Origin of the sequence: Streptomyces tremellae (genome assembly GCF_039540215.1) — a bacterium.
GTDB lineage: Bacteria > Actinomycetota > Actinomycetes > Streptomycetales > Streptomycetaceae > Streptomyces > Streptomyces tremellae.
The window spans coordinates 40,663-53,832 of sequence record NZ_BAABEP010000002.1 but is presented as its reverse complement, the minus strand read 5'-3'; the positions used below and the strand labels follow the sequence as shown (position 1 = coordinate 53,832).

Here is a 13,170-nt window from a genome sequence, read left to right as displayed (position 1 = left end):
CAATCAGCGCGGCGGGCACGAAGCCCGGGGCTGGCACGATGCACGGGCGGGGCGATGGAGGACGTACGGGAACTGCTGGCCGAGTACGGCCAGGTTCACGCCGCGGAGTTGTTGGAGCAGGACCGCCACCGGCTCCTGGTCGACGTGGTAGCGGGGCTGATCCGGCGTACCGACCCCGAAGCGACGGCCGTCCACCGCTCGCCTCATGAGCCGGCCGTGTTTTTCGAGCTCGCCGGACGCGACTACGCGATCACAGTGACGACCGCAGCGGGCGCGGACGCGGCCACCGCGGCCCGCATCGCGGTGACCGCCCGCGAACGCGACCTCGGACCGGCAGCGCGGTGGGTCCTGATCTGCGCGAGGGCCACCGGCCAGGAGATCGGCGACGAGATGAACGCCGTCCTGCGGACACAGGGCGTCCTCCTGGACCGGGACCATCTCGAGGCCGCCGTCTGCGACCTCGTCCCACTCACCGCCCTGATTCGCGCGGCCTTCCGTCCGCCAAGGCCACCGCACACCCCGCTGCACGAACTCCTCCTCCACGAACCCCCGGAGCCTGTGCCGGCGCTGGCCATCGCGGCCCGCCCCTCCGGAACGTCGAGCGTGCCGTCCCGGACGCCGGAAGGCGTCGACCTCCGCGTCGCCCTGGCCGGCGAGTCCTGGCCGGTGCGACCGTCCGGGATGGCCTGGGCGCCCACCGGGCGCGCGCTGATCAGCATCGAGGCGGGGCTCGCGGAAGTGGACCTGCAACGCGGCGGGACCCGGTGGCTGCTTCCCCTGCCCGGCGTGCACGGCGATGCGGCGGTCTTGGGAGACGGGTCGGTGTGGGTGCTGTGCGGGCCGGCGGTGGTGCGGTGGCACGGCGGCGTGCTGCGGGCGGTCGGCGGCGGATTCGAGGCGAATGCCCGCCTGCTGCTCGGGCCGGAGTCGAGCGTGTGGGTCCTGTCCGGGTCCGGAGCGACGCTCGGCACCGGCACCGGCTCGACCTTGGCGCTCACCCGGCTCGACGAGCAGGTGGGCGACCAGCAGCGCTTCGCCCTCGACTTCGACGCCGCGGTCCGCTCGGCCGCCTGGCTCGGCGAGCGGCGCTTCCTCCTCGCCGCCGGCGGCCACAGCGCCGTCATCGACCTCGCCCTCAGCACCAGCGCCGGCACTCGCGAGCAGTGGATTGAGACCCCGGTGTCCTACCCGGGGTATCTCGCGCGCAGCGGTGGCGACACCGTCCTGGTGGCGGGGCGGGCCGGATCGGGCGTCGGTGTGGAACTGCACGCCCTCGACACGATCGCCCGCACCAGCGAGCCGGTCGCCGAGGCACAGCTCGGCGACGTCCTCGGACTCGTCCAGGACCCGGAGGGCGGCCCCGCGTACCTGCTGGGGGTGCGGCCGACGAACGACGTCGACGCCGTCCACCCCGTGCTGGTGAAGATCACCGGCCACGCGGCCACCGCCTCGCCGCCCGCATCGGCCCCCGAGCCGCCGCCCGCCGATGCCTACGCCGAGGTGCGCCGCCTGGCCCGCGGTGTGAAGAAGGACTACGCCCTGGAGAAGTTCCCGCTGCCCGACGGCAAGGGCGGCATGGGCATCGTCCACGAGGCCGAGCACAAGGCGACCGGGACCGTCGTCGCCTTCAAGAAGCCGCGCTCCCTGCGCGAGAACCTGACCGCCAGGATGCTGCGCGAGATCGAGGTGGCGCAGAAGCTCGGGACCAACCGTCACGTGATGCCGGTCCTCGACTTCAGCCCCCGGGCCGAGTGGTTCGTCATGCCGATGGCCCAGAGCACCGCCGAACGCCTCCAGCCCGAACTGCAGCACGATGCGGTCGCGCTGCGGGCCCTGGTTGAAGCGGTCGCTTCCGCACTGGCCGACGCCCACCGCCTGGACTACCTGCACCGCGACATCAAGCCCGCCAACATTCTGCTCCTCGACGGCCGCTGGGTTCTCGGGGATTGGGGCATCGTGCGCCGCCCCCGCGGACAGACCACCAACCCCAAGCGCACCGGCACTGCGATCGGAACCCTCGAGTTCGGCGCCCCCGAACTGTCCGTCGACCCGCACAACGCCACGCCCGCGAGCGACATCTACAGCCTGGGCAAGGTCATCGGCTGGCTGCTCACCGGTCTTCCCCCGGAGACGAACGTTCCGCTGCTGCCGGCCGGACCCTGGCGAGGCGTCGTCCGGCGCTGCACCTACCGCGATCCGCACCAGCGCCCCCAGACGATCGCCGACTTCCTCGACGTGGTCGAGCAGGAGACCGCACCGCAGATCGACCTGCCCATCGCCCGAGCCCAACAACTCCTGGCGGCCGCCCAGGAGGCAGACACCGACGCCGCCCGTCAGCTGCTGGCCCTAGCAGCCGACCACGGTGACGACTACGAGCTCTACCTGGACGTCCTTCCCAACCTGGACATGGACACGGCCGCGCCGCTCCTGCTGGACCACCCCGAGCAGACCCGCACCCTGGTGGAGGCGATGACCGGGCACGTACGGGGCGACGGAAACGGCTGGCCGCACTACAACGAGTCCAAGCGGGCCATCGCCTGGCTGCGCGGCGTCGCCCGACATGCCGCCGAGGAACAGCAGTGGGATCTCCTGGAGGAGGCCGCCCGCGGCATGTGCACCTGGGACGAGGCGTCCAACGAGTTCGACCAGCAGATCGCGACCCGTGACTGGCTGCGCCGCCTGCGCGGCCAGGCGGCGCGGATCGTCGCCGGCGCGCTGCGAGACCACCCCGGCAGCGCCCGGTTCTACTACGAACTCGCGAACGAACGCGCCGTGGACATGGCCATCCGCAGCGCCGTGAACCAGACGACCGCCAACTGACCACACCCGAACCCGACCAACGGGCCGGGAGGAGATGGACAGGCGGGGCAGCGCCAGATGACGCGCCCCTTTCCCAGCCCGCAGATCTGGCGGCTCAGTCTTAGCGCCCCGGCCCGGGACGCGTCGGGCTACGCCGCCATGCGCGCCAGATCGGTCACGACGTTCAACGACGACGGGCTCAACCCGTCGCCGTCCGCCTCCCTCACTACCTGACGGGCGAAGGCCCGGGTGGTGCGGCGGGGTAGGACCCGGGTGTTGAAGGCCGTGGACGCCCCCAGCATCGTGTTGCCGAAAGTGCGGGCGGCGAAGCTCAGGTCCCGTCGATCACCGGCGGCATGTACGGCGCCCACCAGTTCGCGGGCGCTCTCGGCGACGTCCTGCTGCTCCTTGCGTACGGTGCGGGCCGCGTCGACGGCGAAGTACAGGATGACCGGCGCGAGCGGGAGGAGGCCGGCCGCGGCGAAGTCGGCTGTCGCCAGCTCGTCCCAGCCGATGTCCAGCCACCACAGGAGAACGGGGGAGACGGCGGCGGTCAGTACCGGCCACGCGATAGCCGAGCCCCACGCCGCGGCGGTGAACCGGCGGCGCACGGCCGCCGGGGTCAGCGTCGGCGCAGGTGCTTCCTCATCCTTCATGCAGAGCATCATGCCTGCTCACACAGCCTGGCCGACCGTCGAGGTGAGGGGCCTGACCATGCTGATCGGCTGGCCGGCACGCTCGGTGGCGACGGTGCCGGACGTGGTGTCCCCCGGATCGGGCGCCGCTTCGTACGGTGTCACCGGGCCGGTCCCGTGCCGGGGCCGCGGGGGCGGGCGAACGGAATGGCCGACCAGCCCTGCTCCAGAACCGCGTTGTGGTCCAGAAACTTGTGCCCCTGGAAGAGCGGCCGCAGCGCCGCGCCACCGCCGGCGGCGCTCGCGCGCAGGACGTCGGCCAGGCTCGTGCCGGTGATGGTGACCGCGTCCTCCAGCTCCTGGATGGAGGTCACGGTCACCGGCACGCTGGTCGACGGCAGCTCGCTCCGGTGCTCGGGCGTGTTGATCTGGTGGAACTGCTCCGCGGTGACGACCATGCCGACCATCTGACGATCCCGAGGGATGTGGTCGAACTCGGGGTGCGCCCCGGAGCGGATGCGGTCGGCCGAGTTGTCGACCTGCTTGAAGGCCTTACGGAACTGCCCGTCGAGGATCGTGGTGAAGTTCTCCGCGCCCAGGCGTAGCGCCTCGCCCGGCCGGGTCGACTTGACCTCGACCAGGAGCACCAGGTCCGGGAAGACCACGATCCAGTCGACCGACTTCCCCTTCTGCTTCTTGGGCAGCTTGTACTCCACCTCGGGGTGCACCTCGGCGTCGGTCAGCAGGGCGAGCTGCCGGCCCACGTATCGTTCGAACAGGTGGCCCACGTCCCGGGTGAAGGCCTTGCCCCGCTCCGAGTTGTTGTCGCCCCCGGTGTAGTACAAGCCGAGCGGTGTGGCCTTGCCGAGCACCGCGGCCGGGACCGGCACGAGGTAGCCGCCGGGCATCCCGCCAATCAGGGGGCGGGACCGCAGCGGGTTGTGGGTGTAGCGCCTCACGAGCGGGTCGGCGCCGACGGGGAAGCTCGTACGGAGCCTGAGCTTGGTGATGGCGAAATGCCGCTGCAACACCGCCTTGACCTGTGCGGGCGAGCGCAGATGGTCGAACTCGACGTAGTCGCGCGCCGGGTACCACTCCACGGCGAACCGGCCCCGGCGGCGCGGGTCCGGGTGGCGGGTGGCGCAGGCCCAGACGAGCTCCGCGAGGCCGACGTAGTCGGTCAGCGAGCAGCCGAGCAGCTCGTGATCCCATCCGGGGCGGATGACTTCCAGACCGGCGGGGTGGGGCGTCTGCTGGAGCAGGGCGACGGACCGGCTGAGCTGTGCGTAGTCGCTCTCCTGCCAGCCGCCCTGCTGGTGCGTGACGCGCTGGAGGAGGCGCTCCAGTCGGAGCCCGTCATCGGGATCGTGGGTGATCGGGTCGTCCAGGGCCAGGTAGAGGCCGACGATCTCCGCGAGGTCGTTGCTCGTCGCGGCAGGCCTGGCGTCGCTGCCCAGAGCCAGGGACACCCACGCCACGTCCTGCAGGGCCCACGGCCCGTACGGGCTGAGTTCCCGCTTCCCGAGGTCACGGACGGCCGGAAGCCCGGGGCTGGTGGCCGCGATGAGCCGGACCAGCGAGTCCGTCGAGTGGCGCAGAACGCGCTCGATGTACCGGTGTTCCGGTACGGGGTGCGAGGGAAGGATGTGCCGCATACCCGGATTCTTCACTCCGCTGGACCTGCGGCGCACCGAGATTCCCCGCCCGGCAGGAGGTCGTGGAACGTTCCGGGCAAGCACCGGCTTCCTCTGCGCCGACCGCGATGGTGCCCGCCCACCGCTGCTTGCTCGACCAGCACATCACCGCACGGGCGCTACGCCGAGCCGTCGGTCTCCAGACTCCTGAGCGCGTCCTTTGCCGCCGATGCGACGGGATCCTGCGGTGCCGAGAACTTGACGGCCTGCGCGAGAGCGAGACGCGCGGTCTCGTGACGGCCGTGCAGATGCGCGGCGATGCCGAGGGCGTACTGATCGTCGGGGTCCGCGAACACCTCCCGCGCCTGCTCCCAGGCGTCATCGCCCAGAGGACGGGCCTTGTGCCCGTGATCACCGTTGTCGGCGCCGGCCGCGTATCCCAACACCCGCCAGTCCTCGGACTGGCCGCCTCGTGCGCGGAAGAGGAGTCCCGTCGTGGCGCCCTCGGGAATGGTGCTGGCCCAGTCCAACGCATGCCGGAACGCGTGGGCAGAGCCGCCTCGGGCCTCCCACAGATGCTGCAGTTCGTCCTCGTGGAAGGGGCGGTGGATGCCGCAGCGCCGCGCGTCGACCGCGGCCTGGACCAGCCGGTGCCCTTCGGGGTTGATCCGGGCTCCACGCCGGTAGTGCCTGACCACGTTCTCGCCGCCGACGAGCGACTCGGCGAGCCCCTTGCTGACGGGGTAGCCCATCTCGCGGAGCCAGGACCGCTCACGCGGGGCCAGGGTGAACGGTACCGAGATGCGGTCGGCGTATTCCAGCAGGACCGTCCGCGCCGGCGCGATGGCCGCCGATCCGTCCCGAAGTACCTGCTCGGACCAGAAGGTGTCGATGCTGGCCAGCACCATGGCGTGCGGGAGAACCCGGTCCAGGACACCCCGGCCGAGCAGGACGAGGTCCGCCGGCGACAGACCGTCGAGCCACAGCACGTGCGGACCGTCGGCGCTGAACAGTTCGGCCAGGTCCCAGGAAACGAGGTCGGCAACGCTGGGTTGGTACAGACGCCCGTGCGGGAGGCAGCTTTGGACCGCCTCGTACATCGACCGGGTGATGCCCGACAAGGGAGGGCCGACCAGCAGCACCATGGGGTTCACGGGACCGGCGGCCGACTCCAGCAGCCGGACGACTTCCTCGACCGGATCGTTCCGGTCACCAGACTGACTCACGCCGACCCCCCTGCGGGGGCCGAGGACGGGCCGAAGACCTCATCCAGTTCGGCGAGCAGCGCCGGATTGACGATCCGCACGATCGCCTCGACGTCAGCGCGGCTCGCCGCCGGCCACAGCGTGGCGCGCGCCGTGCGGTACTTCGCCGCCAGGCGCTCGCGCTTGTCCGGCAGAAGCTGGGCGGCCCGGTCGGGGCGGCTGTTGTGGGCGTTGTCGGAGATCTTCACCAGCGTCGCCGAAGAGTCGGCGGTGATCCGCCGGATCTTCTCCTCGTACGCCATGCCCGGCTGGTTGGTCACCGCCTCGACGATCTCGACGACCCGCGGGGGAATCCCGGCGGCCAGCAGCTTCTCGGCCGTCCAGTCGGTGTCCTCGACGATGTCGTGCAGCAGGCCCGCCATGACGAGCCCGTCGCCGAACGGCGTCAGCCCGGCGGCCACCGCGCGGACATGCTCGATGTAGGGGACGCCGATCTTGTCGACCTGACCGGCATGCGCGCCCTCGGCCAAGGAGTCGACCTCGCTGACGGACTTCATGCTTCCTCCTTCACCGGGCGGCACCCGGCTTCGACAACGACCGTCACACGGCCTAGTTGGTTGGGGAACACCCTGCCGCACGCCGGGCGGCGCCGGGTCATGGTGTCCGGTGGTGGTGCAGGTCAGGCGGCGACCGCGAGGGCGGCCAGGACGAGCGCGGTGACGTGGCCGGCCTGGTCCACGAAGGCGGCTCCGCCGCCGGCGGCGTACTGCGGTGCCCGGCCGACGTGCGCCATCCACCACAGGACCGGCCACGGGCGGTCCAGGAAAGCGTGCGAGGCGCCGACCCACCCCAGAGCGGCGGCGGTGACCGGACCGCTCAACGGTAGGTCCAGCACTACCGTGCCCACCGACAGCAGCACCGCCGAGACCAGCACATGCGTTGCGGCATGGGCCAGGTTGGCGCACCACCCGGTGACGCCATGCTCGGCTTTGTGCTCGGCCTGGTGATCGCTCTGCAGGGCGTAGTCGCAGACCAGATGCGCGGCGTACAGCAGAACGAAGACGTTCGCGAACATGGGCAAGTGCCGCCACAGCCAGGTGAGTTGCGCGCGATCCGCGCGCTGAACTCACTGTGCGGGCACCGAGTCCGCCGCTCCGCTCCCGAAGAGCACACCGGGCGTGACGCCCCTCACAGCCATGGGCGCGGCGATGGGATGACGTCATGCTGCTGGCCGAGACCGTGGACCGAGGCGGGCCTGCAGCAGCCGGGGGAGCCGCGTGCGTGGCGCTTGCCGCTCCGGCCGCGACGTCAGCCGGCCGCTGGGCCCGCGGCACCTTTGCGGATCGCGCGGGCCACTCCCTCGAAAGCATCGATCGCGCGGGCGTCGAAGCGTCCGTGGCGGGCCTGAATGTCCTTGCCGAGCTGGTCGTAGAGGCGGGTCGCATCACGGAACCTGCCCTCCTCCTCCGCCTGCGCGGCGTCGGCCATCCGGCGCTCGACCTCCGCGCTAGTAAGGTCCTGATCGCTCATCCGGTGATCTCCTGACTTCCTGGGACTGGTGACATCGACGTGTGCAGGGGCGCAGGCGCCCGGGGCGCGAGCGGGGCGGGTCCCTCACGGAGTTTCTGTGCCCCCGAGCGGATCCGCGGGACGCGCGCTCGTCGCCGACGGGGAGGGCAGCGCCAGGGCAGCGGCATCCTGCGCCGACTGCACCGCCTCATTGAAGAGGGCGAGGGCCTTGGCGACCTCGTCGCTCATGTTCTCGATCTCGGCGACCGCGAGGTCATCGCGGGCGGTGGCCGCAAGGAGGTCGAACAGCTCCTCGGTCCCCGTCGTCAGCTGTCTCAGCTGCCTGAGCTCACGACGCCGCTGTTCGGCCTCGGCGATCTGCCCGGCGTAGTTCTCCAGGGCCTCGACGCGGCGCCCGATACTGGCCAGGCTGATCTGGAGGATGTGGCGGCGGGGCTCCAGGGCCTGCGCCACCACCTCGCTCACCGGCTCCCGCAGGCCTTGGCCGGCCACTCGGCTGTAGGTGCGCAGCGCCTCGGCGATCTCCCACACCTGGCCGTCCAGCCGCCGGTCGTTGTGCTGCTTGTCCGCCGTGTCCAGCCGCTGCACCGTGGAGCGCTTGACCTGGTCGGCGGCCCGTGCGGCGCGAGCGAGCAACTCGTCTGCCTCCGCGTTGAGTTCATGGCCGAGGACGAACTGGTCGTGCACCTCGGCTATCCGGAGCAGTACCGGCACGCGCTGTCGGCGCTTCAGTACGGCGATCGCGCCGCTCAGCCCGTAGGCGCAGGCCCCCGCGCTGAGCAGGAGCGTGCTGCGGGCGAACACGCTGAGCAGGAGCCACCCGAACCACCACGAGGCGCGTCGACCGTCGAGGGGGTCGGACAGACCCCACCACGGGCTTGCGGGTTCGGTCCGTACCGCTTCACGCAGCAGTGCTGGGTCGGCCTGCCGCAGGAGCTCCTGGACGTGGTCCGGCAGTTCCGGGTCCAGCGTCAGCGGTGGCACAACGGTGCCGGTGTCCCCCGGATCCGTGTGCTCAGTATCCGGCTGCTTCCACCATTCCGTCACGTCGGTGACTCCCCTCCTCGTTGGTGTGGGCGGTCCTCAGCCCTCGTGGTGGGCGTCGGCCACGGCGACGGCGGGCGGAGAGAACGAGGCCAGCGCGCGCAGCACCTCGTCGTGGACGACCTGCTCGCCGAAGACCTTCAGCTCGAATCCCTGGGCGCCGCGCGCGAACCCGGCCTCGGGGCCCGGGTCCTGCTGCACCACGAAGCCCTTGCCGCCGCGCAGCAGCGCGGCGTCGATCTCGCCGATCCATGCCTGCTCGTCGGCCACTTCGGCGGCGGGCTCGACCCAGATCTGATGCCACTGCGCGGAGGCCTCCGGCCCGTACACCAGCTGGAAGGTCCGCCCGAAGTGGCTGCCGTTGACGAGCTGCTGCCGGCGGAACTGGCGGCTGAAGACCACCGCGTAGGCGCCGTCGAAGGACTCCACTTCGAGGACGTCTCCGTCCCCTGCCCAGACCTGCCCCTTGCCGGGCCTCACTGGCTCGTCCCCGAGCCGGCCGCCGGGGCGAGGTGATCCTGCTCGGCGCGGCACGGCCCCTGCTCGGGCAACGCCAGACCGCACGTGCCCCACCCGGTCTGCTCGGTGCACCGATCCAGGTGGATGTCGCCGAGCCCGCGCAGCGCCGTGGCGAGCGTGGCCGCCGTGGTCACGACCTCCTGCCAGGTCTGCTCGGTGCGGCTGTGCGGCCACTGCTTGTGCCGCGCCTGGCTGAACGCCTGCTGCGGCTCGGCCAGCTGCGGGTAGCGCCGGATCCAGCCCAGGCTCGCCTCGTCGAGCATCGACAGCGGGCCGGTCAGCTCGGGCGACAGATCCTTGACGCGATCCAGGGCGTCGGCAAGCTCGGCGGAGGTGAGGTCCTGATACATGTGCGTTCCTTCTTCGGTGGGGGATAACAGGGAGGGTGGCGGGGACGGTGCCGGCGAGGCTGAGGCCGCGAGCTCGGGCGTCATGCGCCGGTGAGCAGCAGGCGGGCCTCCGGCCGTGCGCCCTCGTGGGTGGGTTCACGGGGCTCCAGCTCCCCGGCGATCACGCGCCCCGGGGAGCCGACAGGATGAGCCCGGTCGGCGACGACGCCGTACCGGCGCAGGTAGTCGAGGAGATTCAGGGCGAGTTCGGGCGGCACGTTGGTGAGCTTGACCTCCACCTCGCTGGCGTCGTGCTTGAGCGTCACCCGCCCGCCGACGGGCAGCGCGACCTGGCCGTCGGGCACGTGATCGCGGCCGGACCAGAACGAGGTGTCCCGGTCGGGAACGGAGCGCGGGTCCAGTCCACCGATGCCGTGAAGGCCCGGCACGAGCTGCTCGATGAGGTTGTTCAGCCCGGCGCGCGCACGCCGCTCGGCCTCCTGGCGGCCGGCGGCTTCCAGCCCCTCGCGGAGAGTGTCCTGGTAGGCGGGCATCAGCCGCCGCAGGACGTCCGCGGCGATGGCATCCGGGTCCCGGTCCATCGACACGGTGATCGGATCGGCGCGCCATCCGCTGTAGCCGTGCGGGTATCCGGTCTCCACGGTGAGGCGGCGGCCGGCGGCGCCCTTGCGGGAACGGCCGTGGTGCAGGAAGGCGAAGTGCATCCCGTCGCGGTGGCGCACCGTCACGTTGCCCCAGTAGGCCGGCGTCATGGTGTGCGTCCAGCCGCCGCCCTCGACGCCACGGGCGTTGAAGGACGCCGCCACCCCGCGCCCGAGAGCATCGAAGTGGGTCAGGGTCCGGGCGAGTTCGCTCTTGCTGCGGGCGTCCTGCAGGAAGTACTTGTCGGGGGAGACGACCGCCGTGAGGGCCTGGTCGAGTGTGTGGTCGGGTACCTGGGTCTGGGCCAAGTCGAGATCTCCTTGATCGGGCGGGCAGGGAACGGTGAGGGTCAGCGCGGCTGGGCCGCGGCCGCGTGCCGGTCACCGAGCTCGGTGACTGCCTCGGTGAGCTCCGGCAGCTCCTCCCAGGCATCGCGCTGCGGATCGGACAGGGCGGCCAGGGCATGGCGCTCGGCGAAGGCCCGGCCCTCGGCGTTGAGACGCAGCTGGTCCTGCTCCTCGACGAGTCCGCAGGCGATCGCCGCGCGCACATCGGTGTGCACGGACGCCTCGAAGGCCGTGTACCGCCGGACGTCACCCTCGGCCAGGCCGCGCAGGACCCTCAGCACGCCGGCCGGATCGAGGTGGTCGTCAGTGTTCGGACTGGCCAGCACGTGGGCGACCGCGTCCTCGAACGCCGTCTCCACCGCCTGCTGGTCGACTCCGTAGGCTCCGACCTCGAGCACACCCCGGGGGCGGAACTCGATACGCCGGCGCACCGCCTGGGTGGTGAACCAGCTCTGGAACTCCCACACGCTGCGGACGTACGGACCGCTGCTCTGAAGCTCGCGCCGGCGGGCGAAGCCGGTGAAGCTCGCGCTGCGCGCATGCTGCGTCTGGAACCGCGGCACCCGGCTCCACACCGCGGTCATCCCGCCCGGCCCGTGCCGGCGCCAGTGTTCCTGCGCGCAGGACTCGACGCGTCCGGTGAGCCGGTCCGCGGCCTCGGGATGTCCCTCGGCCCGGTCGCGGTCGATCGTGCCGGCGTAGACGCTGTTCCACTGCTCGACGAGCTGCTGCGCGTGGCCGGCGTCGAAGAACGCCTCCCGGTGGCCGTTGAGGACGGCGATGTGGAGATCCGTATCCGGACGCGCTGCGGCAACCTCGCCGGCCGCGGCCGCGGTCACTTGGACTCCTCCGGGCCGGCCGATCCGGCGGCGCCGGCGGTGATGCCGGAGTGGCGCTCGCCCTTGCCGGTGAGGGAGACGACCAGGTCCTTCTCGTGGCCGGCGTCCAGATCCTTCATCTCCTTCTTGTAGATCCGGCGGGTGCGGACCAGGCCGTGCTCCAGGAGGCTGCCGAGCGCCACGGCGACGTCGGAGTCGTCGGGCTGGGCGTGCAGGTGCAGCTGGTGGCCGTTGCCGATGACGCCTTCGATCGCGCCGGCGGCGACCTGGTGGCCGGCTGCGGGGGAGGGCACCTCGGTGCCGAAGGACGTCGCCGCGAGGGTCTCCAGCAGGGCGCGCTCGAGCGGGCTCAGGGGGATCTCGGTGCGGCGCACCCCGGGCGTGCGGTTGTACTCCTTGTCCGCGAACCTGCGCACACCCTCGGCGAGGTAGACCGGCCCGGAGGCCAGCTCCTGGACGAGGTAGGGCGCCAGCGCGGGCCGCAGCTGGCTGGCCCGCTGCTTGGTCGTGCCGGTGATCTGCGCGACCTCGGCCATGCCGGCCAGCTCCGGCACGAGCGGCAGGGCCTGCTGGCGGTCGAACTCCTCCTCCGTGAGCACCTCGTAGCCGCTCATCTGGTCCGGGTAGATCTCGTGCTTGAGCAGGGCGCCCTGGACGTACTCGACGCCGCGGGTGCCGGCGTCGACGGGGCTGTCCGCGTCGAGGAACAGGCGCACGGTCAGTCCGCCGGCGGGGGAGGAGCCGATGGAGGCGTCGTAGCGGGACAGGTCCTCGTGGAGAGCGCTGATGATCGGGTCGGGCGGCAGCTCGCTCACGTCGTACTCGACGCGCACGTTGTAGCTGGTCTGGGTCATGGCTTCCTCATCTCGGGGGCAGGGCGGTGACGGCGCGGTCGGCCGGGCGCCGGGAGTAACCCCGGCGCCCCCGGCCGATCAGCGAGTGCGCTGGGGCTTGGGCTTGCCCTTGCGCTCGGTCTCGTAGACGAAGCCGAAGCGCTTGAGATCCGCCTTCGCGTTCTTCAGACCGCGGTACTCACTCGGGGTGCTGGGCAACGTGGTGACGAAGGTCAGCACCTCGTCCTGCTCGGCGGTGGCCTCGGACACGACGAGATACACCTTGTAGTGGCTGCTCTTGGTCTCTATGAACCGAAATCCCTGCTTCTCCGCCTTCTTCTTCAGCTGATTCAGATCCTTCTTAGTAGCCATGTTCTCCCCTAACGCTTAACGCCGTCAAGAAATATGATCTCACACATCACTAAACAACGTCAAGCATTATGAAAATCTAGGTCGAAGGTGGTGGGGAACGACCCCCGGCGAAGCCGCCAGACGGCAGTGACGCGGCCTCGGACACCGCCCCCGAACCGGCAGGGCGCAGCACGGGCGGGCGCCCCGGGGCAGGGATCGACACGAGAGCGTCAACGGCGGAGGCCACGCCCGCCGCACGGCGGTCGCAGTGGCCGGGAACGGGCCCAGCCGCTCCGAGGCGAGCGATATGGTGTCCCCCGGGCAGAGACTGCTGCCTCCGTCCGCACCCGGTGGCCCGGACCCACAGGTGCGCCAGCGGCGGGAAGAGACGAATCGTCACGCCAGTTGAGTCGCCAACCCTTGCGTCTGCCGGCGCGCCGGT

General features: G+C 71.4%; 15 protein-coding genes. 1 reads left to right on the top strand and 14 read right to left on the bottom strand.

Going from position 1 to position 13,170, the window contains the following annotated elements; translation table 11 throughout:
• Positions 1 to 54: 54 nt before the first annotated feature.
• On the top strand, positions 55 to 2,820 hold the full coding sequence (locus ABEA77_RS02235; protein ID WP_345640352.1) for a serine/threonine-protein kinase: 2,766 nt from the start codon (positions 55 to 57) through the stop codon (positions 2,818 to 2,820).
• 128 nt (positions 2,821 to 2,948) lie between these two features.
• Here ABEA77_RS02235 and ABEA77_RS02230 read toward each other — a convergent pair whose 3' ends face one another.
• From ABEA77_RS02230 to ABEA77_RS02165, 14 genes are all read right to left on the bottom strand, one after another.
• A complete protein-coding gene (locus ABEA77_RS02230) occupies positions 2,949 to 3,455 on the bottom strand; it encodes a hypothetical protein (protein WP_345640349.1) in 507 nt (168 codons plus the stop codon).
• 18 nt (positions 3,456 to 3,473) lie between these two features.
• Entirely contained in the window at positions 3,474 to 3,599 is a 126-nt protein-coding gene (locus tag ABEA77_RS02225; protein ID WP_345640346.1) for a hypothetical protein, read from the bottom strand.
• Positions 3,596 to 5,089: a nuclease-related domain-containing protein gene (locus ABEA77_RS02220; RefSeq protein WP_345640343.1), complete on the bottom strand. Its 1,494-nt coding sequence runs from the start codon at positions 5,087 to 5,089 to the stop codon at positions 3,596 to 3,598. Before ABEA77_RS02220 ends, ABEA77_RS02225 begins: the two co-directional genes overlap by 4 nt.
• Before the next feature lie 158 nt (positions 5,090 to 5,247).
• The gene (locus ABEA77_RS02215) at positions 5,248 to 6,294 is read right to left on the bottom strand and encodes a hypothetical protein (protein ID WP_345640342.1); all 1,047 of its coding nucleotides are present in this window, start codon (positions 6,292 to 6,294) and stop codon (positions 5,248 to 5,250) included.
• Positions 6,291 to 6,830 carry an HD domain-containing protein gene (locus ABEA77_RS02210; RefSeq protein ID WP_345640341.1) on the bottom strand — a complete coding sequence of 180 codons (540 nt, stop codon included), beginning with the start codon at positions 6,828 to 6,830 and terminating at the stop codon, positions 6,291 to 6,293. The genes ABEA77_RS02215 and ABEA77_RS02210 overlap by 4 nt, the downstream gene beginning before the upstream one ends.
• Before the next feature lie 122 nt (positions 6,831 to 6,952).
• A complete protein-coding gene (locus tag ABEA77_RS02205; protein WP_345640339.1) occupies positions 6,953 to 7,348 on the bottom strand; it encodes a DUF3307 domain-containing protein in 396 nt (131 codons plus the stop codon).
• Between the two features lie 233 nt (positions 7,349 to 7,581).
• Positions 7,582 to 7,803: a hypothetical protein gene (locus ABEA77_RS02200; protein ID WP_345640336.1), complete on the bottom strand. Its 222-nt coding sequence runs from the start codon at positions 7,801 to 7,803 to the stop codon at positions 7,582 to 7,584.
• An 84-nt stretch (positions 7,804 to 7,887) separates the two neighbouring features.
• Positions 7,888 to 8,850, bottom strand: a complete 963-nt coding sequence (locus ABEA77_RS02195; protein WP_345640334.1) for a hypothetical protein — start codon at positions 8,848 to 8,850, stop codon at positions 7,888 to 7,890.
• 36 nt (positions 8,851 to 8,886) lie between these two features.
• A complete protein-coding gene (locus ABEA77_RS02190) occupies positions 8,887 to 9,327 on the bottom strand; it encodes a hypothetical protein (protein WP_345640332.1) in 441 nt (146 codons plus the stop codon).
• Positions 9,324 to 9,716 carry a hypothetical protein gene (locus tag ABEA77_RS02185; protein WP_345640330.1) on the bottom strand — a complete coding sequence of 131 codons (393 nt, stop codon included), beginning with the start codon at positions 9,714 to 9,716 and terminating at the stop codon, positions 9,324 to 9,326. Before ABEA77_RS02185 ends, ABEA77_RS02190 begins: the two co-directional genes overlap by 4 nt.
• An 80-nt stretch (positions 9,717 to 9,796) precedes the next feature.
• On the bottom strand, positions 9,797 to 10,666 hold the full coding sequence (locus tag ABEA77_RS02180) for a hypothetical protein (RefSeq protein ID WP_345640327.1): 870 nt from the start codon (positions 10,664 to 10,666) through the stop codon (positions 9,797 to 9,799).
• 41 nt (positions 10,667 to 10,707) lie between these two features.
• Positions 10,708 to 11,544 carry a hypothetical protein gene (locus tag ABEA77_RS02175; RefSeq protein WP_345640324.1) on the bottom strand — a complete coding sequence of 279 codons (837 nt, stop codon included), beginning with the start codon at positions 11,542 to 11,544 and terminating at the stop codon, positions 10,708 to 10,710.
• Positions 11,541 to 12,398, bottom strand: a complete 858-nt coding sequence (locus ABEA77_RS02170) for a hypothetical protein (protein ID WP_345640321.1) — start codon at positions 12,396 to 12,398, stop codon at positions 11,541 to 11,543. Before ABEA77_RS02170 ends, ABEA77_RS02175 begins: the two co-directional genes overlap by 4 nt.
• 78 nt (positions 12,399 to 12,476) lie before the next feature.
• Positions 12,477 to 12,749 (bottom strand): hypothetical protein, encoded by a 273-nt coding sequence (locus tag ABEA77_RS02165; protein WP_060880644.1) that lies wholly within the window; start codon positions 12,747 to 12,749, stop codon positions 12,477 to 12,479.
• Positions 12,750 to 13,170: the final 421 nt, after the last annotated feature.

Excerpts from the sequence above, each read along its gene's own strand:
- ABEA77_RS02235 (WP_345640352.1), top strand. The coding sequence starts at position 55 with ATGGAGGACGTACGGGAACTGCTGGCCGAGTACGGCCAGGTTCACGCC.
- ABEA77_RS02230 (WP_345640349.1), bottom strand. The coding sequence starts at position 3,455 with ATGAAGGATGAGGAAGCACCTGCGCCGACGCTGACCCCGGCGGCCGTG.
- ABEA77_RS02220 (WP_345640343.1), bottom strand. The coding sequence starts at position 5,089 with ATGCGGCACATCCTTCCCTCGCACCCCGTACCGGAACACCGGTACATC.
- ABEA77_RS02210 (WP_345640341.1), bottom strand. The coding sequence starts at position 6,830 with ATGAAGTCCGTCAGCGAGGTCGACTCCTTGGCCGAGGGCGCGCATGCC.
- ABEA77_RS02205 (WP_345640339.1), bottom strand. The coding sequence starts at position 7,348 with ATGTTCGCGAACGTCTTCGTTCTGCTGTACGCCGCGCATCTGGTCTGC.
- ABEA77_RS02200 (WP_345640336.1), bottom strand. The coding sequence starts at position 7,803 with ATGAGCGATCAGGACCTTACTAGCGCGGAGGTCGAGCGCCGGATGGCC.
- ABEA77_RS02185 (WP_345640330.1), bottom strand. The coding sequence starts at position 9,716 with ATGTATCAGGACCTCACCTCCGCCGAGCTTGCCGACGCCCTGGATCGC.
- ABEA77_RS02170 (WP_345640321.1), bottom strand. The coding sequence starts at position 12,398 with ATGACCCAGACCAGCTACAACGTGCGCGTCGAGTACGACGTGAGCGAG.
- ABEA77_RS02165 (WP_060880644.1), bottom strand. The coding sequence starts at position 12,749 with ATGGCTACTAAGAAGGATCTGAATCAGCTGAAGAAGAAGGCGGAGAAG.